General features: G+C 67.3%; 20 protein-coding genes (1 of these 20 running past the window's edge). 8 read left to right on the forward strand and 12 right to left on the reverse strand.

The genetic code is table 11. The annotated features are described in order from the left end of the window. Nucleotides 1-138: 138 nt before the first annotated feature. Nucleotides 139-1875 carry a ubiquinone-dependent pyruvate dehydrogenase gene (gene poxB / locus ACZ1J6_RS00730; RefSeq protein ID WP_465127357.1) on the forward strand — a complete coding sequence of 579 codons (1737 nt, stop codon included), beginning with the start codon at nucleotides 139-141 and terminating at the stop codon, nucleotides 1873-1875. A 49-nt stretch (nucleotides 1876-1924) separates the two neighbouring features. Here the strand turns inward: poxB and ACZ1J6_RS00735 are convergent, their stop codons facing one another. Beyond that, on the reverse strand, nucleotides 1925-2332 hold the full coding sequence (locus tag ACZ1J6_RS00735) for a hypothetical protein (RefSeq protein WP_465127358.1): 408 nt from the start codon (nucleotides 2330-2332) through the stop codon (nucleotides 1925-1927). A gap of 322 nt (nucleotides 2333-2654) precedes the next feature. Here ACZ1J6_RS00735 and ACZ1J6_RS00740 point away from each other — a divergent pair, with 322 nt between their 5' ends. Continuing rightward, a complete protein-coding gene (locus ACZ1J6_RS00740; RefSeq protein ID WP_465127359.1) occupies nucleotides 2655-3251 on the forward strand; it encodes a hypothetical protein in 597 nt (198 codons plus the stop codon). Here ACZ1J6_RS00740 and ACZ1J6_RS00745 read toward each other — a convergent pair. From ACZ1J6_RS00745 to ACZ1J6_RS00765, 5 genes are all read right to left on the reverse strand, one after another. Further along, the gene (locus ACZ1J6_RS00745; protein ID WP_465127360.1) at nucleotides 3227-3844 is read right to left on the reverse strand and encodes a chemotaxis protein CheB; all 618 of its coding nucleotides are present in this window, start codon (nucleotides 3842-3844) and stop codon (nucleotides 3227-3229) included. The two genes, ACZ1J6_RS00740 and ACZ1J6_RS00745, sit on opposite strands and share 25 nt — an antisense overlap. Beyond that, on the reverse strand, nucleotides 3841-4683 hold the full coding sequence (locus ACZ1J6_RS00750; protein ID WP_132270188.1) for a CheR family methyltransferase: 843 nt from the start codon (nucleotides 4681-4683) through the stop codon (nucleotides 3841-3843). Before ACZ1J6_RS00750 ends, ACZ1J6_RS00745 begins: the two co-directional genes overlap by 4 nt. A 22-nt stretch (nucleotides 4684-4705) precedes the next feature. After that, on the reverse strand, nucleotides 4706-8230 hold the full coding sequence (locus tag ACZ1J6_RS00755) for a response regulator (RefSeq protein ID WP_465127361.1): 3525 nt from the start codon (nucleotides 8228-8230) through the stop codon (nucleotides 4706-4708). A gap of 179 nt (nucleotides 8231-8409) precedes the next feature. After that, nucleotides 8410-8943 (reverse strand): YceD family protein, encoded by a 534-nt coding sequence (locus tag ACZ1J6_RS00760; protein WP_314469124.1) that lies wholly within the window; start codon nucleotides 8941-8943, stop codon nucleotides 8410-8412. Then, nucleotides 8940-9455 carry a ubiquinol-cytochrome C chaperone family protein gene (locus tag ACZ1J6_RS00765; protein WP_134096316.1) on the reverse strand — a complete coding sequence of 172 codons (516 nt, stop codon included), beginning with the start codon at nucleotides 9453-9455 and terminating at the stop codon, nucleotides 8940-8942. Before ACZ1J6_RS00765 ends, ACZ1J6_RS00760 begins: the two co-directional genes overlap by 4 nt. Nucleotides 9456-9623: 168 nt before the next feature. On the opposite strand from ACZ1J6_RS00765, the gene ACZ1J6_RS00770 reads away from it, so the two are divergent. The 6 genes from ACZ1J6_RS00770 (at nucleotide 9624) to ACZ1J6_RS00795 (ending at nucleotide 13685) form a co-directional block, all read left to right on the forward strand. Then, nucleotides 9624-10121 (forward strand): outer membrane protein assembly factor BamE, encoded by a 498-nt coding sequence (locus ACZ1J6_RS00770; protein ID WP_243654483.1) that lies wholly within the window; start codon nucleotides 9624-9626, stop codon nucleotides 10119-10121. Nucleotides 10122-10273: 152 nt separating this feature from the next. Beyond that, on the forward strand, nucleotides 10274-10843 hold the full coding sequence (gene hslV / locus ACZ1J6_RS00775) for an ATP-dependent protease subunit HslV (protein ID WP_132270196.1): 570 nt from the start codon (nucleotides 10274-10276) through the stop codon (nucleotides 10841-10843). 14 nt (nucleotides 10844-10857) lie between these two features. Continuing rightward, nucleotides 10858-12156: an ATP-dependent protease ATPase subunit HslU gene (gene hslU, locus ACZ1J6_RS00780; RefSeq protein ID WP_132270198.1), complete on the forward strand. Its 1299-nt coding sequence runs from the start codon at nucleotides 10858-10860 to the stop codon at nucleotides 12154-12156. A 99-nt stretch (nucleotides 12157-12255) separates the two neighbouring features. Beyond that, nucleotides 12256-12654: a GFA family protein gene (locus ACZ1J6_RS00785; protein WP_465127362.1), complete on the forward strand. Its 399-nt coding sequence runs from the start codon at nucleotides 12256-12258 to the stop codon at nucleotides 12652-12654. Further along, nucleotides 12651-13355 carry a phytanoyl-CoA dioxygenase family protein gene (locus tag ACZ1J6_RS00790; protein WP_465127363.1) on the forward strand — a complete coding sequence of 235 codons (705 nt, stop codon included), beginning with the start codon at nucleotides 12651-12653 and terminating at the stop codon, nucleotides 13353-13355. Before ACZ1J6_RS00785 ends, ACZ1J6_RS00790 begins: the two co-directional genes overlap by 4 nt. Nucleotides 13356-13481: 126 nt before the next feature. After that, entirely contained in the window at nucleotides 13482-13685 is a 204-nt protein-coding gene (locus ACZ1J6_RS00795) for a DUF1737 domain-containing protein (protein WP_132270202.1), read from the forward strand. 18 nt (nucleotides 13686-13703) lie between these two features. Here ACZ1J6_RS00795 and ACZ1J6_RS00800 read toward each other — a convergent pair whose 3' ends face one another. The 6 genes from ACZ1J6_RS00800 to ACZ1J6_RS00825 form a co-directional block, all read right to left on the reverse strand. Then, nucleotides 13704-14753, reverse strand: coding sequence for a glycosyltransferase 61 family protein (locus ACZ1J6_RS00800; protein WP_465127364.1), 1050 nt, complete (start codon nucleotides 14751-14753; stop codon nucleotides 13704-13706). 163 nt (nucleotides 14754-14916) lie between these two features. Then, entirely contained in the window at nucleotides 14917-15102 is a 186-nt protein-coding gene (locus tag ACZ1J6_RS00805; protein WP_465127365.1) for a hypothetical protein, read from the reverse strand. A gap of 86 nt (nucleotides 15103-15188) precedes the next feature. Next, nucleotides 15189-17009: an ABCB family ABC transporter ATP-binding protein/permease gene (locus ACZ1J6_RS00810; protein ID WP_465127366.1), complete on the reverse strand. Its 1821-nt coding sequence runs from the start codon at nucleotides 17007-17009 to the stop codon at nucleotides 15189-15191. A 158-nt stretch (nucleotides 17010-17167) separates the two neighbouring features. Beyond that, nucleotides 17168-18127 (reverse strand): aspartyl protease family protein, encoded by a 960-nt coding sequence (locus ACZ1J6_RS00815; protein WP_134096320.1) that lies wholly within the window; start codon nucleotides 18125-18127, stop codon nucleotides 17168-17170. Nucleotides 18128-18177: 50 nt separating this feature from the next. Then, nucleotides 18178-19095: a beta-1,6-N-acetylglucosaminyltransferase gene (locus ACZ1J6_RS00820; RefSeq protein ID WP_465127432.1), complete on the reverse strand. Its 918-nt coding sequence runs from the start codon at nucleotides 19093-19095 to the stop codon at nucleotides 18178-18180. Nucleotides 19096-19107: 12 nt separating this feature from the next. After that, a protein-coding gene (locus ACZ1J6_RS00825) for an oligosaccharide flippase family protein (protein WP_134096321.1) crosses the window boundary here: on the reverse strand, nucleotides 19108-19668 show its final stretch. Its footprint extends 891 nt past the window's final position; the window shows 561 of its 1452 coding nt (coding positions 892-1452); its start codon lies beyond the right edge, outside the window; its stop codon occupies nucleotides 19108-19110.

The following is a 19668-nucleotide window of genomic DNA, read 5'->3' on the forward strand; positions in this document are numbered from 1 at the left end:
GGAGCTGAGGGGACGGCACGTCATACCTTGGCATGGTTGCGCAGGCGCCGAAAACTGTCAGCTTCGTGGGCACCCTTCGCCAGGAGAGGGGTTTGAACCCTTCGGTGCCCCATTCGATGTCCCGACACGAGGTGAAACATGGCCAGGAACGTTGCCGAACAATTCATTGCCACGCTGGAAGCCGCCGGTGTCAAACGAGTCTACGGCGTGGTCGGTGACAGCCTCAACGGGCTGACCGATGCCATCCGCGCCCATGGCCGGATCGAATGGATCCATGTTCGCCACGAGGAAGTGGCCGCCTTCGCCGCCGGCGCCGAGGCTCACCTGACCGGCAGCATCGCGGTCTGCGCGGGAAGCTGCGGACCGGGCAACCTGCACCTCGTCAACGGCCTGTTCGACTGCCACCGCTCGCGCGTGCCGGTGCTGGCCATCGCCGCCCAGATTCCTTCGCCCGAGATCGGCTCGGGCTATTTCCAGGAAACCCATCCGCAGGAGCTGTTCCGCGAGTGCAGCCATTACTGCGAGCTGGTTTCCGATCCTTCGCAGATGCCGCGCAGCCTGGAAATCGCGATCCGCACCGCCATCGGCGAGCGGGGCGTCTCCGTCCTGGTCATCCCCGGAGACGTGGCGCTGAAGCCCGCCGCCAACGAGGCCTGGCCCAAGCCGCTGGGCCTGCTGCCCAAGCCGCCGGTGGTCGTGCCCGAAGAGGCGCAGCTCGATGCCCTGGCGGCCATGCTGGAGCCGGACAAGCGCGTGACCCTGCTCTGCGGCTCGGGCTGCGAAGGCGCGCACGACGAACTCCTGGCCCTGGCGGAAAAGCTCAAAGCGCCGATCGTCCACGCGCTGAAGGGCAAGGAGCACGTCGAGTACGACAATCCCTACGACGTGGGCATGACCGGGCTGATCGGCTTTTCCTCGGGCTACTACGCGATGATGGATACCGACATCCTGTTGATGCTGGGCACGGACTTTCCCTATCGCCAGTTCTACCCCACCGGCTCCGATGTGCGGACCCTGCAGGTCGACATCCGGCCCGGCCAGCTCGGCCGCCGGGCCTCTCTGGACCTGGGCGTGGTGGGAGACGTGGGGGCGACGATCCGCGCGCTGCTGCCGCGCCTGCCGGACAAGCCGGACCGCAAGCATCTGGACAAGGCGGTCGAGCACTATCGCCGTACCCGCAAGGACCTGGACGGGCTGGCCGAAGGCAAGCCGGGCAAGACGCCGATCCATCCGCAGCAAGTGGCCAAGGCGCTCAGCGACCTGGCGTCCGAGGATGCCGTCTTCACCTTCGATGTCGGCCTGCCCACGGTATGGGCGGCGCGCTACTTGCGGATGAACGGGAAGCGGCGGCTGATCGGCTCGCTCTGGCATGGCTCCATGGCCAATGCCATGCCGATGGCGCTGGGCGCGCAATGCGCCTTTCCCGGTCGGCAGGTGATCTCGCTATCGGGAGACGGCGGGTTCGCCATGCTGATGGGAGACCTGCTGACGCTGCGCCAGTACCGCCTTCCCGCCAAGATCGTGGTCTTCAACAACGGCACGCTGGGCTTCGTGGAAGTGGAGCAGAAGTCCACCGGCTTCCTGCCTTTCGGCACCGAACTCGACAATCCGAACTTCGCGGCCATGGCCGAGGCGATCGGCATCAAGGGAATCCGGCTGGAAGACCCGGCCGACGTCGAAGTCGGCCTGGCCGAGGCGCTGGCCCATGACGGTCCGGTGCTGGTCGATGCCGTGGTCGCCCGGACCGAGTTGCCGATCCCGCCCAAGATCAATGCCGAGATGGCCAAGGGCTTCACGCTCTACATGCTGCGGGCGGTGATGAGCGGGCGCGGCGACGAACTGGTCGATCTGGCGCGCACCAACCTCTGGCATTGACTGGGCGTCGCTGCGGCCGGCGCGGGAACGCCGGCCGCCCGGCGCGCCTTCAATAGACGCAAATCTTGCGGCTGGCACCCTGGACCCAGCAGGCGGGATCGCGCGGGCTGCGCGTGAAGGCGCCTTGCGGCACCATCCGCGCGCCGTTGTCGTAGTCCACCGTGATGCGGTTCGGCGCGGTCTTGTCCGCGTAGTAGGCCCGGCCTTCCACGTCGATGGCGAAGCTGCCGTCGCCGTTGCGGGGATAGAACGTGCAGACCTTGCGCGGATCGCCGTCCAGCACGCATTGCGCCGGGCGGCCCTTGCTGACGGTGCCGCCGTCATAGTCGGCCACCGGCTTCAGCGGGCTGCCGACATGGAGTTCGTTGCCATGGCTGTCCTTCACTTGCGCGCCCGCGGGTGCCGAAAGGGCGGCGGCCAGGGACAATGTCAGGGCCGGAAGGCGAAGCGCGCGCATGATGATTCTTTCAAGTTTCAGGGGCAGGTTTAAGGGGCGAAATTCAGGGGGCGGATACAGAAGGTTGACCTTCGCTGATCGCATCCCGGCAGGGGCGCGGGCAAGGGGTGAACGGGAAATGTCATGATCGGTGCGTGCCGGAGGGGCGCCGCTGTTTACGCGGCGCTGGGCGCGCCCTGGCGAAACCGTGCTTGGCCTGGTTGCCAAGCTCCTTTAAGGGGCCGGGCCAGTGGCCGCCCGGGGACCGGGATCGGCCCTGTGTGGCAGGTTTCGGACAGGCCCCGGGCACGACCAGCAGGAATTTTCGGATGACGGTTTTCAGATGATAGGCGCAAAAGACCTGATCCAGCTCGGCACGCTGGTGGCCGCGCAGCACGGCTGGGCCGCGGCCAAGGCGTTCAAGGCCTACGAGATGCCGGATGCCGACAAGGCCCGGCTGGCGGCCTGCGCGGTGGAGATCCTGAAAGTCTTTCCCAAGGCCGCGAGCGAAGATCGCGCGGCTTCTGCCTGGCTGAGCGCGGCGCTGGCGGTACAGCTCGAACGGCACCTTTCGGCGCCCGTGCAGGTGGTGGCCGGGGTGCTCTCGGTGGATGGAACGCCGGTTCATGGCCGCCGCGAGCCGGTGGACGGCCCCGCCGTGTTCGGCGCCGAGGACCTGCACTGGAGCGGGCACGTCTGGGTCATGGTCGGGCCTTACGTGACCGATATCGCCATCTTCCGCGAGGCTGCTTCCGCCAACTGCCCGGCCGAACTGGCGCGCCACGTCCATTCGGTGTTCGGACCGGACAAAGGCCTCTACGTCGATCACTGGCGGCGCACCAGGCGCTCGGGCCTGGGCTACGAGCCGCAATATGTCCTGAGCAGCGAGGAAGTGACGCGGCTGATGGGCGGCGCCTACCGGCTGATTTCGCCGGCCTGATTTCCGGAAGCCCGTTCGCCGGCGGCCAGCAGGCGGCGCACCAGCCCGTCCAGGGTCAGCCGCTCGGCGTGCGGCGTCAGGGCCAGGGCGGCCTCGGGCATGACCGGATAGGCGGCCTGTGCGGGGTCCTGCACGATGGCCATGCCTCCGGCCGCGGCCACAGCGGCCAGGCCCTCGGCGCCGTCATGGTTGGCGCCGGTGAGCACGGCGCCGATCAGCCCCGGGCCATAGGCATCGGCGGCGCTTTCGAAGAGCACGTCGATCGAGGGGCGGGAAAACTGCACCGGCCCCTCCACCGAAAGCGAGATCGTGCGATCCGCCTCCACCAGCATGTGATAGTCCGGCGGGGCGAAGAGGATCGTGCCCGGCGCGGCCGGTTCCTTGTCGTCGGGCTCGCGCACGTCGAGCGGGCAGCGGGCCGCGAAGAGCGAGGCCAGCACGTTGCGACGCTGGGGCGGGACATGGACGACGACCAGCACCGGCAGCGGATAGCCGCGCGGAAGCTGCGGCAGCACATGCAGCAGCGCTTCCACCGCGCCGGCCGAAGCCCCGATGACCACCGCACGCGGCGCGCTCGGGGCGCTTTCGGTCATGGATCGCGCCTCTGGTAGATCTTCTCCTCGCGCACGAAAGCGCTGAAGGCACCGGCATATTGCGAGAAGCGCAGGCTTTCCCGCGCGCCCAGCCCCAGGAAGCCCTTGCGTGCCAGCGATTCCCGGAACAGCCCCACCGCGCGGTCCTGCAATTCCCGGTCGAAATAGATCATGACATTGCGGCACGAGATCAGGTGCATCTCTGCAAAGACGGCATCGGTGACCAGGCTGTGGTCGGAAAAGACCACGCGGTCGCGCAGGCTCTTGTCAAAGACGGCGCGGCCATAGGCGGTGGAATAATAGTCGGAGAGCGAGGACTTTCCGCCCGAAAGCTGGTGGTTCTCGGTAAAGGCCCGGATCCGGTCGAGCGGGTAGATGCCGCGCGCGGCGGCGTCCAGCGCTTCCTGGCTGATGTCGGTGGCGTAGAACAGCGTCCGGTCCTCCAGCCCTTCCTCGCGGAACAGGATGACGAAGGAATAGAGTTCCTCGCCGGTGCTGGACCCCGCGATCCAGACTTTCAGCGAAGGGTAGGTGCGCAGATGCGGCACGACTTTCTCGCGAATGGCGCGGAAATAGGCGGGATCGCGGAACAGTTCGCTGACCTGCACGGTCAGGAAGCCGAGCAGGCGCGTGACGATGGCGGGATCGCGCAGCATCCGGTCCTGCAGCGCCGAGAACGTCGGCAGGCCGAGCTGGTCGCGGGCCTGCCGCAAGCGCCGTTTCAGCGAGGCCTGGGCGTAGCCCCGAAAATCGTAGTGGTAACGGCTGTAGAGGGCCTCCAGCAGGAGGCGGATCTCGATATCCTCGATCTTCTCCTCCTGGATCCTGTCGTTCTCCATCACGATCGTCCCGCGCCGTGCTTCATCGGGGCATCCAGACCCGGACCAGCGAGAGCAGCTTGTCCACGTCCAGCGGCTTGGACATGTAGTCGTTGGCGCCGGCCTCGATGCAGCGTTCCTGGTCGTCGGGCATGGCCTTTGCGGTCAGGGTGATGATCGGCAGCTTGGCCCAGCGCGGGTCCTGGCGGATTTCGCGCGTGGCGGTGAGCCCGTCCTTCACCGGCATCATCACGTCCATCAGCACCAGGTCGATGCGGCGGCCGTCATCGCCGGAGGAGCGGTCGAGCGCGTCGATCGCCTCCTGCCCGTTGCGCGCGATCTCCACCACCGCGCCTTGCGGTTCGAGGATGTTGGTGAGCGAGTAGACGTTGCGCACGTCGTCCTCCACCACCAGGATGCGCCGCCCTTCGAGGATCGCGTCGCGGTTGCGGGCCTGCTGGATCATGCTCTGCTGCTCGGGCGGCATTTCGGTGACGACCTGGTGCAGGAACAGCGACACTTCGTCGAGCAGGCGTTCGGGCGAGCGGGCGCCCTTGATGATGATCGAATCCGAATAGCGGCGCAGGCGTTGCTCGTCGTCCGGCGTCAGATCGTGGCCGGTATAGACGATCACCGGGGGGAAGGCATAGGCGCCCTCGCGGCTGAGGGTTTCCAGCAGGGTGAATCCGCTGGCATCGGGCAGGGCGAGGTCCAGCACCATGCAATCGAATGTCTGGCTGGCCAGCAGCTCCAGGCATTCGGCGGCAGTGGCGGCGGCCACGGTTTCGACATCGCCCGAAGTCAGCAGTCGCGCCACGGCGTCGCGTTGGACGGGGTCGTCCTCGACGATGAGCACCCGGCGCGTGGAGGAATCGAGCTTGGCGGCCAGGGCCTGGAGCACGGCCGAAAGATCCTCGCGCTTCACCGGTTTCACCAGATAGCCGATGGCGCCCAGCGACAGGGCGGTCTGCGTATGGTCGGAACCCGACACGACGTGGACCGGGATATGGCGCGTCTCGACATCTCGTTTCAGGCGGTCGAGCAGGGCGAGGCCGGACTGGTCGGGCAGGCCGATGTCCAGCACGACGGCATGGGGACGGAAGCTGCGCGCCAGTTGCAGCGCCTCTTCGGCGGTGCCGGAAACGAGGCACTGGAAGCCCATCTCCCGCGCCATGTCGCGCACGATGCCCGCGAAGGAGGAATCGTCCTCGACCACCAGCAGGACGCGTTGGGCCATGGCGGCCGTGTCGCGGTCGTCCTCGACCGGGCGCGGCAGGACGGCCGCGGCCGGAGCGCGCCCGGCAGGAGGCGCGGGCGGGGCCGGCTGGGGGGACGCCGCGAACTGGGACGCGGTGAATTGCGGCATGCCGGAAGGGGCGGGCGCGAAGACCGAGGGCAGCGCCGGTGCAAGGGCACTCGCGCTGCCCGGCCCGGCCTGCGCCGGGTCATGGGCGAGCGGCATGCGCAAGGTGAAGCGGCTGCCCTTTCCGGCCACGCTCGCCAGCGAGATCGCGCCGCCCAGCAGGCGGGCCAGCTCGCGTGAGATCGAAAGGCCAAGGCCGGTGCCGCCGTACTTGCGGTTCACCGTGCCGTCCGCCTGCCGGAACGCCTCGAAAATGGCGCGTTGCTGATCTTCGGGAATGCCGATGCCGGTGTCGGTGACGGCCAGCAGCAGGGCATCGTCGCCGTCCGGCGCGATCTCCAGCCGCACGCTGCCCGCCTCGGTGAACTTGAAGGCGTTGGACAGCAGGTTCTTGAGGATCTGCTCCAGGCGCTGGCGGTCGGTATCGAGCGTGGCGGGGCAATCCGGGGCGATGCGGATCTCGAAGTCCAGCCCGCGCGTCTGCGCCACCGGCTGGAAGACCTGCCGCATGTCGCTGGCGAGCCGGTCCAGCAGCACCGTCTCGGGCCGGATCTGCAAATGCCCGGCCTCGATCTTCGAAAGGTCGAGAATGTCGTTGATCAGCGCCAGCAGGTCGTTGCCGGACGCTTCGATGGTTCGGGCATATTGCACCTGCTCGCCCGAGAGGTTGGCGCGCGGATTGTCGCCCAGCAGCTTGGAGAGGATCAGCAGCGAATTGAGCGGCGTGCGCAATTCGTGACTCATGTTGGCCAGGAAGTCGGACTTGTAGCGGCTGGCCTGCTCCAGCTCCTGCGCCTTCAGTTCGACCACGGCATTCGAGCGGGCCAGATCGTCGCGCTGGTGCTCAAGCTGCTGGGCCTGTTCCTCCAGCTGCGAGTTGGTCTGTTCCAGCTCGACCTGCTGGTGCTCCAGCCGCACTTGCGATTCGCGCAAGGCGCGGCCCTGTTCTTCCAGCTCTTCGTTGGAGACGCGCAGTTCCTCGCTCTGGACCTGAAGTTCCTCGGCATGGTGCTGCAAGTCGGCGCGGTAGCGGGCCGAGCGCAGCGCGACGCCCGCCGCGTTGGAAATCTCGCGCAGGAACGTCAGGACCTGGTCGTCCACCGGCTGGAGGAAGCCCAGCTCGATCACGCCGTGGACCGTTTCGTCGGCCACGACCGGGGCGATCAGCAGATGGCGCGGCTTGTCGCTGCCGAAAGTGGAGCCGATGGTGAGGTAGCTGTCGGGAATGTCGGCCAGGAGCACCGGCTCGCCATCCGCCGCGACTTGCCCCAGCAGGCCCTGCCGCAGCGAGAAGCGCTCGACGATGCCCGCATCCTCGGGCACGCCGTAAGCCGCGACCCGGCGGAAGTGATGGCCGTCCCCGGAAAACACCGCGCCTGCCTGCGCGCCCACGAAGCGGACCAGGAAGGCCAGGATGCTCTCGCCCAGTTGCTCCACCGGCTGGTCGCCCAGCACGGCGGAGGCCAGGCCGACCTGGCCGGATTGCAGCCACTCGCGCTGCCCCGCGGCAATCGCTGCGCGGCGGATCAGGAAGCCGATCACCAGGGTCAGGACGATGCCCAGGAGGCAGGAGGCCACGCCGCTCGCCCAGGCCGACTTGTAGGCCTGCTCCATTTCCGTGAGCCGCTCCTGCCGCAGCCGCGCCTCTTCCAGCTGCATCTGCGCGAGCTGGCTGCGGACCGCGTCCATCTCCACTTTGCCGCGATCCGAGGCGACCAGCAGCAGCGCGGCTTCGAGGCCGCCGTTCCTGCGCGCCTCGATGGTCTCCTTCAGCTCGGCCAGCTTGGCATCGATATGGCGGCGCAGCGGCTGGAGGCGGCTCTGCTGATCGGGATTGTCGCGGGTGAGCGCGGTGATCGTCTCAAGCTGCCCGCCGACATCGGCCAGCGCGCTGCGGTAAGGGTCGAGATAGCTCTCCCGCCCGGTCAGCAGGTATCCGCGCTGCCCGGTCTCGGCATCCTGCACCGCCGAAAGCAGGCCGTTCAGCGACACGATCACTTCGTGCGAATGGACGATCCTGGCGGCATCGTCGCGCAGCACGCGCACATTGAGGTAAGCCACCGTCCCGCTGGCCAGGAAGAACAGGATGGCGATCGCGAGGCCGAACGTCGTCTTGGGATCGAGACCGGGGCGCGACCGGGTTCGCAGGGAAGAACTGCCGAGAATCTGCTGGGCAGGATCGGTCTGCGGGAAGGGTGAATGCATGGGCCTGCCAGGAAAGGAGAGCGGAACCTCCCGCTTGCGGGGAAATACGCCAGCGATCAAGGCGTTCCGTCACCGGAAGGAAATCCTGAGCGCAATCTCCGCGCTCCCACGGCGGCAGGTGGCCGCATTTCGGTCGAAACCCTTCGGATTCTTCCCGGCCGGGCGTCCCCCGGCGCCAGTCACTCCTTCAGGCCAAGGCCCTTAAGCGCCGCGAAAGGGCCGCTGTCTTCGGGCGTGCCGATTCCGGCGGCCTTGCGCGCGGCATCGGCTTCCGGCCCGGTCAGGAACGGATCGATGGCCAGCGCAAGGCTCTGCGCCACCGCTTCGCCGAGGTCGATATGGCTGCCGGTATATTCGACTTCGTCGCAATCGTCCGAATCGAGTTCGATTTCCTCGTCCGGCGTATGATCGCCGGCCTGGGGAACGAAGCGGAAGTAGACCGGCTCGTCCAGCGATACGGCGATATCCTCGGCCGAAACGGCGCAGGCCTGGATGTAGTCCGCCTTGATCCGGCCGCGCCCTTCGACCTTGCGGTCGCGGCGTTCCAGTTCGATGTCGGCGGCGAGCCGGTCGATCCGCACGAGACCGAAACGCGCCGCCAGCGCGGCGCGCTCGGCCGCGTCGGCCTCGACGCGGTGGGCGGCTTTGACTTCGGCCTGGCGGATGTCGAGGCTGCGGGAGAATTCGGGCTTGAAGGCAGGGGTGTCGGTCATCGCGCAATGCTCGCGTTCATGAGGTCGGGATCGGAAACGGCGTCGAGCTGGAGCGCCAGCGCCTTCACATGGGCGGCAAGGGCCAGGCGGTCGGCGCCCTCGATCAGCGTCACGTTGCGGCCGAGGACTTCGGCCAGCGCTGCGCCGCCTTGCGGCAGCGCTTCACGAAGCGCGCCGATGCGGCCGCCGAGCACGCTCATCAGCTTGCCCATGCGCTTGCCCACCACCAGGTCGCCCACGCCGGACTGGCGCAGTTGGCCGTCCATGTCGTCCACGAACAGCTCGGTCAGATGGACCGAGGGGGTGATGAGCGCGCCGTCCCGTTCCATCCGCAGCATGACGAGCGCCAGCACCAGCGTGACCGCATCGAAGCGGCCGGCCACGGTATCGGCCACGCCGAACTGCGCATACCAGGGCTTTTCGCGGGCGATCTCCACCACCCGGTGCCAGAGCGGACGGACTTCTGCGCGAGGGTCGGAACTCTTGCCGACGAGACGGGAAAGCAAGGACACGGACAGTCTGACCTTTCGTTCATCGGCAATTCAATCGACCTGCCCCAACGCCCATTGCGTGACGGGCTGGCGGGCTCTAAGGCTCGGTGCCGTTATCTGGCCGATATATGGGCCCTGCGCCGGGTGGCAATGCCCGAACCAGGCCTCGGCCCCGAATGGAGTGGGAAAATGCGCAGTTACGGTCACATGGCTAAGGCGGCAGGCATCGCGCTGGCGCTGGCTGCGCTGACGGCAGGATGCACGTCGGTCCGCGACCATCGCGGTTACCTGATCGACCAGACGCTGCTCGATTCGGTGCAGCCCGGCATCGACAACCGCCTCTCGGTGGAAAAGACGCTCGGCCGCCCCACGTTCGTCAGCCAATTCGGCGAGAAGGACTATTACTACATCTCGCAGACGGTGAAGACCCCGCCGTTCCGCCGTCCGCAGACCTCGGAGCAGACCGTGCTGCGCGTGCGCTTCGATCCGGCCGGCAATGTCGTCGGCGTCGACAAGCGCGGCATGGAGCAGGTGGCCCGCATCAACCCGAACGGCGACACCACGCCGACCCTCGGCCGTCACCGCGGGTTGCTGGAAGACCTGTTCGGCAACATCGGCGCCGTTGGCGCTGGCGGCATGGGCGGTGCCGGCACCCAGCCCACGGGCCCCGGACCGAACGGCAGCTGATTCCAGACGGAGAGAGGGCGGTCACGAGATCGCCTGCAAAACGTCCGTGAGACCGCATATCGGTTTCGCGGACGTTTTTTGTTGTTTCGGGCGCGCGGGTGGTTGCGCCTTACCCGCTTGAACCCTGAGAATGCCGACATATATCCCGCGGCATGGATAATAGCGGGGCTAGCCACGGCCTGATCCAGTGGCACGGTACGACGATCATCGGTGTGAAGAAGGGCGACAAGACCGTCATCGCCGGTGACGGTCAGGTTTCCATGGGCAACACGGTGATGAAGCCCAATGCGCGCAAGGTGCGCCGCATCGGCGACGGCAAGGTGATCGCGGGCTTCGCCGGCGCCACGGCCGACGCCTTCACCCTGTTCGAACGGCTGGAGCGCAAGCTGGAGCAGCACCGCGGCCAGCTCATGCGCGCGGCCGTCGAACTCGCCAAGGATTGGCGTACGGACAAGTACTTGCGCAATCTCGAAGCGCTGATGATCGTGGCCGATGCCGATACCCTGCTGGTACTCACCGGCAATGGCGACGTGCTGGAGCCCGAAGGCGGCCCCGAAAGCCAGATCACCGCGATCGGCTCCGGCGGCAACTACGCCCTTGCCGCCGCGCGCGCCATCGACAGCTACGAGGACGACGCCGAGAAGATCGCGCGCCGCGCCATGGCCGTCGCCGCCGACATCTGCGTCTTCACAAACGACCGCGTGACGGTCGAGACCATCTGAGCTTCCAGGACACCATGAAAGACAACCTGACCCCCAAGGCCATCGTCCGCGCGCTCGACGCGCATATCATCGGCCAGAGCGAGGCGAAGAAGGCCGTCGCCGTGGCGCTGCGCAACCGCTGGCGCCGGCAGAAGCTCTCGCTCGACTTGCGCGACGAGGTGACGCCGAAGAACATCCTCATGATCGGCCCGACGGGCTGCGGCAAGACCGAGATCAGCCGCCGCCTGGCCAAGCTGGCCGATGCGCCTTTCGTGAAAGTGGAAGCGACCAAGTTCACCGAAGTCGGCTATGTCGGCCGCGACGTGGAACAGATCGCCCGCGATCTCGTGGAAGAGGCCATTCGCCTCGAAAAGGACCGCCGCCGCGATTCGGTGCGTGAGGCTGCCTCCAAGGCCGCGATGGAGCGCCTGCTCAATGCCCTGGTCGGCGAGGGCGCATCCGAGGCCACCCGCGCCTCGTTCCACCAGCGCATCACCGAAAACGCCATGAACGAAACCGAAGTCGAGATCGAAGTCGAGGACACGCCCTCGGCGCCGATGGAGATCCCGGGCATGGGCGGCTCGGTCGGCATGATCAACCTGTCGGACATCATGGGCAAGTTCGGCGGCCAGAAGCTGACGCGCCGCAAGATGAAAGTGCCCGACGCCTGGGACAAGCTGGTCGACGAAGAGTCGGAAAAGCGCATGGACCAGGACGATGTCGCCCGCACGGCGCTCGCCAATGCCGAGACCAACGGCATCGTCTTCCTCGACGAGATCGACAAGATCGCCGTTTCCGACGTGCGCGGCGGCTCGGTGAGCCGCGAAGGCGTGCAGCGTGACCTGCTGCCGCTGATCGAAGGCACCACCGTCGCCACCAAGTACGGTCCGATGAAGACCGACCATGTCCTCTTCATCGCCAGCGGCGCCTTCCACGTCGCCAAGCCGAGCGACATGCTGCCCGAACTCCAGGGACGCCTGCCGATCCGCGTGGAGCTGAAGGCGCTGACCGAGGAAGACTTCGTGCGCATCCTTTCGGAAACCCGCGCGAACCTGGTGGCGCAGTACAAGGCGCTGCTCGAAACCGAGGAAGTGACGGTGGAGATCACCACTGACGCCGTGCAGGAAGTCGCCCGCATCGCCGCGCTGGTGAACGAGACCGTGGAGAACATCGGTGCCCGCCGCCTGCAGACGGTGATGGAAAAGCTCCTGGAGGAACTCAGCTTCGAGGCCGAGGACCGCAAGGGCGAAACCGTGGTCATCGACCGGACTTACGTTCGCGAGAAGCTGGAAGGCCTGGCCGGAAACGCCGACCTTTCGAAGTACATTCTCTGACCAGACCGTCGTCCCGGGTCCGGCCCGGGACGACTTCAGTTGTTCCTTGAATGTTCCGCCAAATCGATTAGCCTCCCCCGCATCAGAGGGAGATTCGCGATGAAGTTGGAAGGTGGATGCCAGTGCGGTGACGTGCGCTATGTCGTGGACGGAGAGCCGGAACACGTCGCGCTCTGCCACTGCGCCGATTGCCGCAAGTCCTCCGGCGCGCCGGTCGTGGCCTGGGCGGCTTTCAAGACGTCGGACTTCGCGCTGACAGCCGGAAACCCGTCGGCCTACAACTCCAGCGGCAGCGCCATGCGCCACTTCTGCCCCCGCTGCGGCACGGGCATTTCCTATACGAACGAAGCCTATCTTCCCGGTCTCGTCGACATCCAGGTCGCTACGCTCGACGATCCCGACGCTCTCCCGCCCCAGGCCCATATCCAGGTGGCTGAACGCGTGGGCTGGATGCAGCATATGGGCGAATTGCCGGAATTCGAGCGCTATCCGGGGTGATCGAACCCGACCTGGCCGCACCGAGGGCAGCTGACCTGGCGCTCGATCTGGCGCGCGATGGGGCCTGTCTCTGTCCTGGCGGCGCGCTTCCGATCCTGAAGGACTTGCAGGACGTGCTGGCGAAGTGGCCGGATGGCCGCGCGGGATGCCGCATCGCCGGGGATCCCGAACTGGCCGAGATACTGTCGCCCAGCGGGCCGATCGGCGCCATCGTCGCCCGGCACCGAAGCTGGCCCGGGAAGCCGGTAAGGGCCGTGCTGTTCGACAAGAACGACCGGGCGGACTGGTCGCTCGGCTGGCATCAGGATCGGACCATCGCCCTGCGCAGCCGCGCCGAGGCGCCGGGGTTCGGGCCATGGACGGTGAAGCAGGGGATCGACCATGTGGAACCGCCCTTCGCGGTGATCGAAGCCATGATGACCTTGCGGATTCACCTTGATCCGGTGGACGAGGACAATGCGCCCCTGCTGGTGGCGCTGGGCTCTCACCGGCTCGGCCGCATTGCGGTCGACAGGATCGGGGCCGTCGTGGACGAAGCGCCGATCCATGCCTGCCTGGCCGAGCCGGGCGATGTCTGGCTCTATCGCACGCCGATCCTCCACGCGTCCCATGCGGCGCGGCCGGGGCGGCGCAGGCGCGTGCTCCAGGTCGATTACGCGGCTGGGGACTTGCCAGCGGGGCTGGAGTGGTTAGGCATCTGATTCGCTGGAGCAGTTTCCGATCCGACCTACCGGCCGGACTGCTCCAGCGGCGTGGTTTGCCGCGTTTTCCGGGCCAGCGGGTGAATCCTCCCGGTAGAAACGCTCTAGCGAAAGAGAGTTACCAGGATGTACCAGACCCCCGAGGACCGCCCGATCTACCGCCTGCTCACCGGAGCTGACGACCGTGCCTTCTGCGAGCGTGTGTCCGAAGCACTGGCGCAGGGATGGCGGCTCTATGGCTCGCCGTCGCTGTCGTGGGATACCGCAGAAAACTGCATGAAGGCGGCCCAGGCCGTGGTCTGGCACGAGGCCGACGTCGTCAAGGACTGAGCCCAGACCGAGGCGCTTTCAGGCGCCCATGGCGATGGGGTGAGCCGCCGCGGCCTTGCCGGCTTCCCGGCCGCCTGCGCCAGGAGCGCTTTCATCCAGCGCCTCCTCAAGCTGCGCCAGATCGACATGGAACGGGCTTTGCTTGTGCCGGTAGATTTCGGCCCAGCCCTGATACTGGACATTCTCGTCGAAGCTCGGGATCAGCTGGACATAGCGGTCCACCTTGTGCCCGATCCCGATGGGAAAGTGATCGTGATAGACGCTGGGCGGCATGATCTCGATCACCCGGGAGGTGCGGGCTTTCAGCGCCAGATACGCCAGCGCTGCCCCGTGGATGGCGACGATGTCGTCGGCCTCCTGCATCAGTGCGATCTGGTCCGGGATCGCGTGATCTTCCATGTAGACCACGGTGAAGCCCCGGGCCGCGAGCATGGCGTCCAGCTGCGCCGCGTTGAGGGGCGACCTTGGGCCGCGGCGGGAAACGAACAGTTTGCGGCGGCCTGATGGCGCGGCGCCGTGGTCGGTGTAGACTTCGCCGGTATAGCTGTAGAGCGGCGCGTCGAAATGCGCCTCGATCCCGAACTGCGACAGCCCGCGCGCCAGCCGGAAGCTGAGTTTCTCGCCCGACACCGGCCGATAGGTGCAGAGCGGATCGATCCCGAATTGCAGGAGCAGCTCGCGAAACGCCGGCTGTAGCGGGCGGAACACGAACGCGGCGTCCCCCACCACGCGCCGGGCGGAAAGGCACAGCGGGACGATGTCCATCAGCAGGTGCGAGACGTTGTTGGGCTCTATGTGGCGGGTGTCGAGGAACAGGCCCGCGTCGATCGGCTTGCCCCACCGGCCGATCGTGCGCTTGGCCAGCGCGCGGGGACCGAAGCCGGCGAGATCGGCGGATCGTTTCGAGCAGGTCCGTTCCGACAGCAGGGTCAGCGCGCGGAAGTCCATCGGCCGGCCCACTTCCAGCGTCAGGCGGCGCTCGCCGGCGAAGAGCCGCACTTCAACCGGCTCGCGCCGGGGCACCGGCTGGACGAAGTGCCTGACAAACGGGTCGGTGGTGGCGAGCATCTTTTCCCTGCCGATCGAATCCGCGCCGGATGCCGGCCGGTGGCGGGCATTTTTCCGGATCTTGCGGTGAGGGGCAATCCGAAGGTCGGCCCGGGGCTTTTCGGGAAGGGAAACGAGGGATGCCTGCGCCTTCAGGGCGCAGCGTGGGAAGAGCGGTTCGGGGTCAGTCCGGTCGGGGCGCCTGATCGCGAATGGCGCCATCGGGGAGAGTGACTTGTACCTTCTCGGCGGAGACGGCCGCCACCGGGCGAACCGGCGCGGGCTCCTCCTGCGCGAGAACCGGGCCGGCGATCACAGCCGCAGGGATCAGGGGAGCCAGGGCCGCCATGTGCAGGAGGACGGCGGACATCGGTGGGATCTTCACGCGGGCAGGCTCCGGAGGATTGGACCCTTGCGCAACCCGCGAGGGCGGGCAAGGTTCCTGCCCGCCCTGCGCTATTCCGCCGCCTCGATCATCGCTTCGGCTTCCGCCGCCTGACGGGCCCACATCTCGGCATAGAGACCGTCCTGCCGCAGCAGTTCGGCATGGGTGCCGCTTTCGGACAGGCGGCCGTCGTTGAGCACCAGGATCCGGTCCGAATCCGAGATCGTCGACAGGCGGTGCGCGATCGAGAGGCTCGTGCGGTTTTCCGAGACGCGGTGCAGCGTGGCCAGGATGTCCTGCTCGGTGCGGGTGTCGAGCGCGGATGTCGCCTCGTCCAGCAGCAGGATCGGCGGGTTCTTCACCAGCGTGCGGGCAATGGCGACGCGCTGCTTCTCGCCGCCCGAGAGCTTGAGGCCGCGCTCGCCCACTTCCGTGGCGAAGCCTTGCGGGAGGCGGTCGATCAGGCCCATCAGCGCCGCGCCGCGAGCGGCCGATTCGATGTCCGCCTGAACCGCGTCGTCACGGCCGTAGCCGATGTTGTAGCCGATGGTGTCGTTGAACAGCACCGAATCCTGCGGGACGATGCCGATGGCGGCGCGCAGCGATTCCTGCGTGATGCCGGCGATGTCCTGGCCGTCGATGAGAATGCGGCCTTCCTGCGGATCGTAGAAACGGAACAGCAGCCGCGCGAGCGTGGACTTGCCCGCGCCGGAGGGACCGACGACGGCGAAGTTCTGGCCCGCCGGAACTTCGAACGTCAGGCCCTTGAGGATGCGGCGGTCGGGCTCGTAGCCGAAGACCACGTTGTCGAACACGATCGAGGGCCGCTGGATCACCAGCGCCGGGGCGCCGGGCCTGTCCGAGACTTCCTGCGGTTCGTCGAGCAGGCGGAACATCTCCGCCATGTCGATCAGGCCCTGCCGGATCGTGCGATAGACCATGCCCAGCATGTCGAGCGGGCGGAACAGCTGCGTCAGGTAAGTCTGCACGAAGACGAGCTGGCCGGCGGTATATTGCCCGTTGTACCAGCCCCACACGGTATAGCCGAGCGCGCCGGCCATCAGCAGGTTCACCACCACGCCTTGCGCGATATTGAGCAGTCCCAGCGAATTCTCGCTCTTCACTGCCGCCACGGCATAGGCCCGCGTCGCCTGCGCGTAGCGTTCCTGCTCGCGATGCTCGGCCGAGAAATACTTCACCGTCTCGTAGTTGAGCAGCGAGTCCACCGCCCGCGCCAGCGCCTGCCCGTCCAGCCGGTTCATCTGTTCACGCAGCTTGGTGCGCCATTCGGTGATCGTGCGCGTCACCCAGATATAGGCGGCGATGGCCAGGGCCGTCGCGATCACGAGGCCGGGGCCGAAATTGATGTAGAAGATCACGGCCACGACCACGAGTTGCAGGATCGTGGGCGCGATGTTGAACAGCATGAAGTAGAGCATCGTGTCGATGCTCTTGGTGCCGCGCTCGATGGTCTTGGTCACTTCGCCGGTGCGGCGCGCCAGGTGGAAGCGCAGCGAAAGGCGGTGGAGCTGGCCGAACACGTTCTCCGCCAGTTCGCGCGTCGCGTCCTGGCCGACGCGCTCGAACACGATGTTGCGGAAGTTGTCGAAGGCGGTCTGGATCAGGCGGCCGGCCGCATAGCCCAGCACCATGAGCATCGCCAGTTGCACCAGCCTGGGGCCGGTGGCGCCCATGAGGTCTACCGCCCATTTCATCAGGTAGGGCAGCGCCAGCTGCGTCGCGGTGGACAGCAGGATGAACACGCAGGCCCAGACGATCCGCCAGCGCAGCACCGGATTTCCGACGGGCCAGAGATAAGGCATGAAGCGCAGCAGGGTGCGCCAGCCATCGTGGCGGGCGCGCGAATCGGTGACGGCGGTGTCTGGCGGCATCGGCGCTATTTAGGGTGCCGGCGCCAATAGACAATCGCGGCGACGTGACAGGGGCCCGTGACAGGGGCCCGTGACGGGTGGGCGCGAGGCACTGCGCACCGGGCCAATCTGCGGCCGCGGGCAGGGCGTTACGCCCGATTCGGGCATAATCCAGCCGCTCAGGACCCCTTGGGCATGTCGAACAGGATGCGCCGGGTGGAGAAGTCGATGGCGATCCGCTTGAACACCCGCAGTTCGCGCATGCCCAGGAAGATGGCGGGCCGCTTGCGCAAGTTCAGCTCCTTGAAGGCCGGCGCATCGGCGAAGGCGATCAGCACGTTGGAGATGTTCACGTCGTCTATCTGCAGCTTGCGGGCGAGGCCGAGGCCCGCAGGAAGCTCGTGGCCCGTCACGGAGAGCAGGGTGGTCTGGCCGGTGGACCTGTCGCGGATGGCGCGTTGCAGGGCGAGGTTGCCGATGGTGGAGCTGGCCCCGGTGTCGATCACCACATCGGCGCGGATACCGTCGATCAGGGCGTTGGTCATGATCAGCCGCCCCGCCTTCTTGCGGGCGCGCACGATGATCTCGTAGCCGCTGCTGCCGCCCAGGCTTTGCGCATCGCCGATGGCGATGGTGTTCTTCGTGAAGTCGAGCACGACCCGCTGGTCCTGCAGGCTATCGGTGCCGACGATCCCGTCCGCGCCGATGTGCTGGCGTTCGAGCAGGGGCACGGTGAGGCCCGAATAGGACTTGAGCCCGATGTCGAGCGAGTCGAGCCGGGCGGTGGCGACGCTGCTCATGCCGCCCATGCTGATGACCCGCACGATCGGCCCCGGAACCAGTCCCAGCTTTCCCGCCAGCGCGGAAGACACCACCGTGGTCTGCGAGCCGGTGTCGATGAGGAAGTTGTAGGGGCCGCGGCCCTCCACGCCCACCGAGACGGTCATGCGGTCGTCATCGTCGGCCTGGCCCTGGATCGGCGCATCCATATCGCTGTCGAAATGCTGCGGGCCGGGCTGTTTCGGGACCGGTTGCGGCAGTTGGACCGCGATCGGCTGGGACGGCGGGGGGAGAGGCTGTGCGCCCAGGATCGCCACTTCGGCGAAGATGAGCGTCAGCCCGAGGGCTGCTCCTGGCATCGTTCTCTCCTGCGCACCGCTATTTTGCGGATGTCGCAGGGTCGATCATATCACTCGCGCCGGGGCGACACCAATGTTTCCGCATGGCCGCCGTCCCGTTCCGGCGCATGCGGCAGTGCAGGGGAATCGAGGAAGAACGGGTCGTGCGCCGCCGAAACCTTGCGCATGAACCAGGCATCGCTCGCGGCCACTTCCGCGAGGTCCCTCGCGCCGAGCAGCCGCGGGCTGGACGAACCTTGCGGGAAACGGACGAAGCGCTGGTTGGCGGCGATCCGGTCGGGAAAGAAATGCGCGACCAGCGTGGGCACGACATGTTCGTCGCTGCAGAGCGTGCCCTTCAGGCGGCCGCTCCGCAGCAGCGGCGGAAGCTCGCGGGCCAGCATGTCGAGCGCATCGGCGGGAAGCGACCACCACTGCGAGCCATAGGCCCAGGTCCCGAAGGGCTGCGCGCGTTCGCGTCCCAGCTTGCCGCGCGTGCGGTCCAGCCAGCGCGCCAGGCGGCGAAGCTCCCAGGTGGCGGCATATGCGAGGCGGTCCCGCGCGGGGTCGAGCCGCAGCCAGCGGGTGTCGAAACGATAAGTCTGCATGCGCTCGGCCATGTGGCCGGGCCGCAGTTCGACATGGCAGAGGTTCGCCCCCAGCGCGCGCGCCATGTCCGCGCGGGCGGCCACCGGCCAGTCGGTGCCGCTGAGCAGATGGGCGCGCTCACAGCCGAGGCGGGTCGCCTCTCGTACCAGTTTCGCGGTGGCGGCCACCTGGCTCCAGTGACCCCAGCGCACGGCGACCGGGTCCGCCACCAGATGCACGCGTCCGGCGGGACCGGGCAGGCGCTTGCGCAAGGCGTGCCAGAGCGCCGAGCGCCGGTCGGCGTGGATCACCGCGAAATCCTCGGCGCTCGCGGCCAGCAGCGTTTCGATCAGGCGTTCGAGCTGCTCCGGCGCATCGTGGGCGAGCAGCAGGTAGGCCATTCTCACGGCCGGTCAGCCCGCCCGGCGCGACAGGATCGGGCGGGACAGCGCCTCGGCCATCATGCGCACTTCCTTCCAGGCCGGATGGCGCGTCGCCGCAAGGGCCGCCAGCCAGGCGAGAACGCCGGTGGCGCTGAGCACCAGCAGGGCGAGCAGGCCCAGCTCCATGCCTTGCCAGCGTGCGATCATCAGCGGCACGCCCGCGGCCAGTGCGCAGATACCGCTGCGGACGTAGACGTTCATCAAGGCCCCGAAGCGGAAGCCGATCAGCCGGCCGAGATAGACCGCGTAGATCGCCCACCAGACGAAGCCGTAGATCACGCGGCTCATGCCTGCGGCGTCGAGGCTGATGAAGCAGCCTGCGGTGAGGATCACCACGGCGGCCGACGTGTCGAGCAGGTTGACCCAGACGAGCTTTCGGATCTGGCCCAGCAGCAGGGGCACGTCCATTTGCAGCGGGACGGCGACGAAGAAGATCTCCCCCAGCGCGGTCCAGCGCAGCAGCGGGGCGGAGCCGATCCAGTTGGGGCCATAAAGCAGCATGACCAGCGGCTCGGCCGCCAGGGCCAGGCC

The sequence above is a fragment of the Novosphingobium sp. BL-S-21 genome, assembly GCF_055521655.1.

Coding starts and splice junctions, on each gene's coding strand:
- hslV (WP_132270196.1), top strand. CDS start 10,274: ATGGATAATAGCGGGGCTAGCCACGGCCTGATCCAGTGGCACGGTACG.
- ACZ1J6_RS00800 (WP_465127364.1), bottom strand. CDS start 14,753: ATGCTCGCCACCACCGACCCGTTTGTCAGGCACTTCGTCCAGCCGGTG.
- ACZ1J6_RS00770 (WP_243654483.1), top strand. CDS start 9,624: ATGCGCAGTTACGGTCACATGGCTAAGGCGGCAGGCATCGCGCTGGCG.
- ACZ1J6_RS00735 (WP_465127358.1), bottom strand. CDS start 2,332: ATGCGCGCGCTTCGCCTTCCGGCCCTGACATTGTCCCTGGCCGCCGCC.
- ACZ1J6_RS00795 (WP_132270202.1), top strand. CDS start 13,482: ATGTACCAGACCCCCGAGGACCGCCCGATCTACCGCCTGCTCACCGGA.
- ACZ1J6_RS00785 (WP_465127362.1), top strand. CDS start 12,256: ATGAAGTTGGAAGGTGGATGCCAGTGCGGTGACGTGCGCTATGTCGTG.
- ACZ1J6_RS00760 (WP_314469124.1), bottom strand. CDS start 8,943: ATGACCGACACCCCTGCCTTCAAGCCCGAATTCTCCCGCAGCCTCGAC.
- ACZ1J6_RS00755 (WP_465127361.1), bottom strand. CDS start 8,230: ATGCATTCACCCTTCCCGCAGACCGATCCTGCCCAGCAGATTCTCGGC.
- ACZ1J6_RS00745 (WP_465127360.1), bottom strand. CDS start 3,844: ATGACCGAAAGCGCCCCGAGCGCGCCGCGTGCGGTGGTCATCGGGGCT.
- ACZ1J6_RS00820 (WP_465127432.1), bottom strand. CDS start 19,095: ATGGCCTACCTGCTGCTCGCCCACGATGCGCCGGAGCAGCTCGAACGC.
- ACZ1J6_RS00740 (WP_465127359.1), top strand. CDS start 2,655: ATGATAGGCGCAAAAGACCTGATCCAGCTCGGCACGCTGGTGGCCGCG.
- ACZ1J6_RS00815 (WP_134096320.1), bottom strand. CDS start 18,127: ATGCCAGGAGCAGCCCTCGGGCTGACGCTCATCTTCGCCGAAGTGGCG.
- ACZ1J6_RS00810 (WP_465127366.1), bottom strand. CDS start 17,009: ATGCCGCCAGACACCGCCGTCACCGATTCGCGCGCCCGCCACGATGGC.
- ACZ1J6_RS00750 (WP_132270188.1), bottom strand. CDS start 4,683: ATGGAGAACGACAGGATCCAGGAGGAGAAGATCGAGGATATCGAGATC.
- poxB (WP_465127357.1), top strand. CDS start 139: ATGGCCAGGAACGTTGCCGAACAATTCATTGCCACGCTGGAAGCCGCC.
- ACZ1J6_RS00805 (WP_465127365.1), bottom strand. CDS start 15,102: ATGTCCGCCGTCCTCCTGCACATGGCGGCCCTGGCTCCCCTGATCCCT.
- hslU (WP_132270198.1), top strand. CDS start 10,858: ATGAAAGACAACCTGACCCCCAAGGCCATCGTCCGCGCGCTCGACGCG.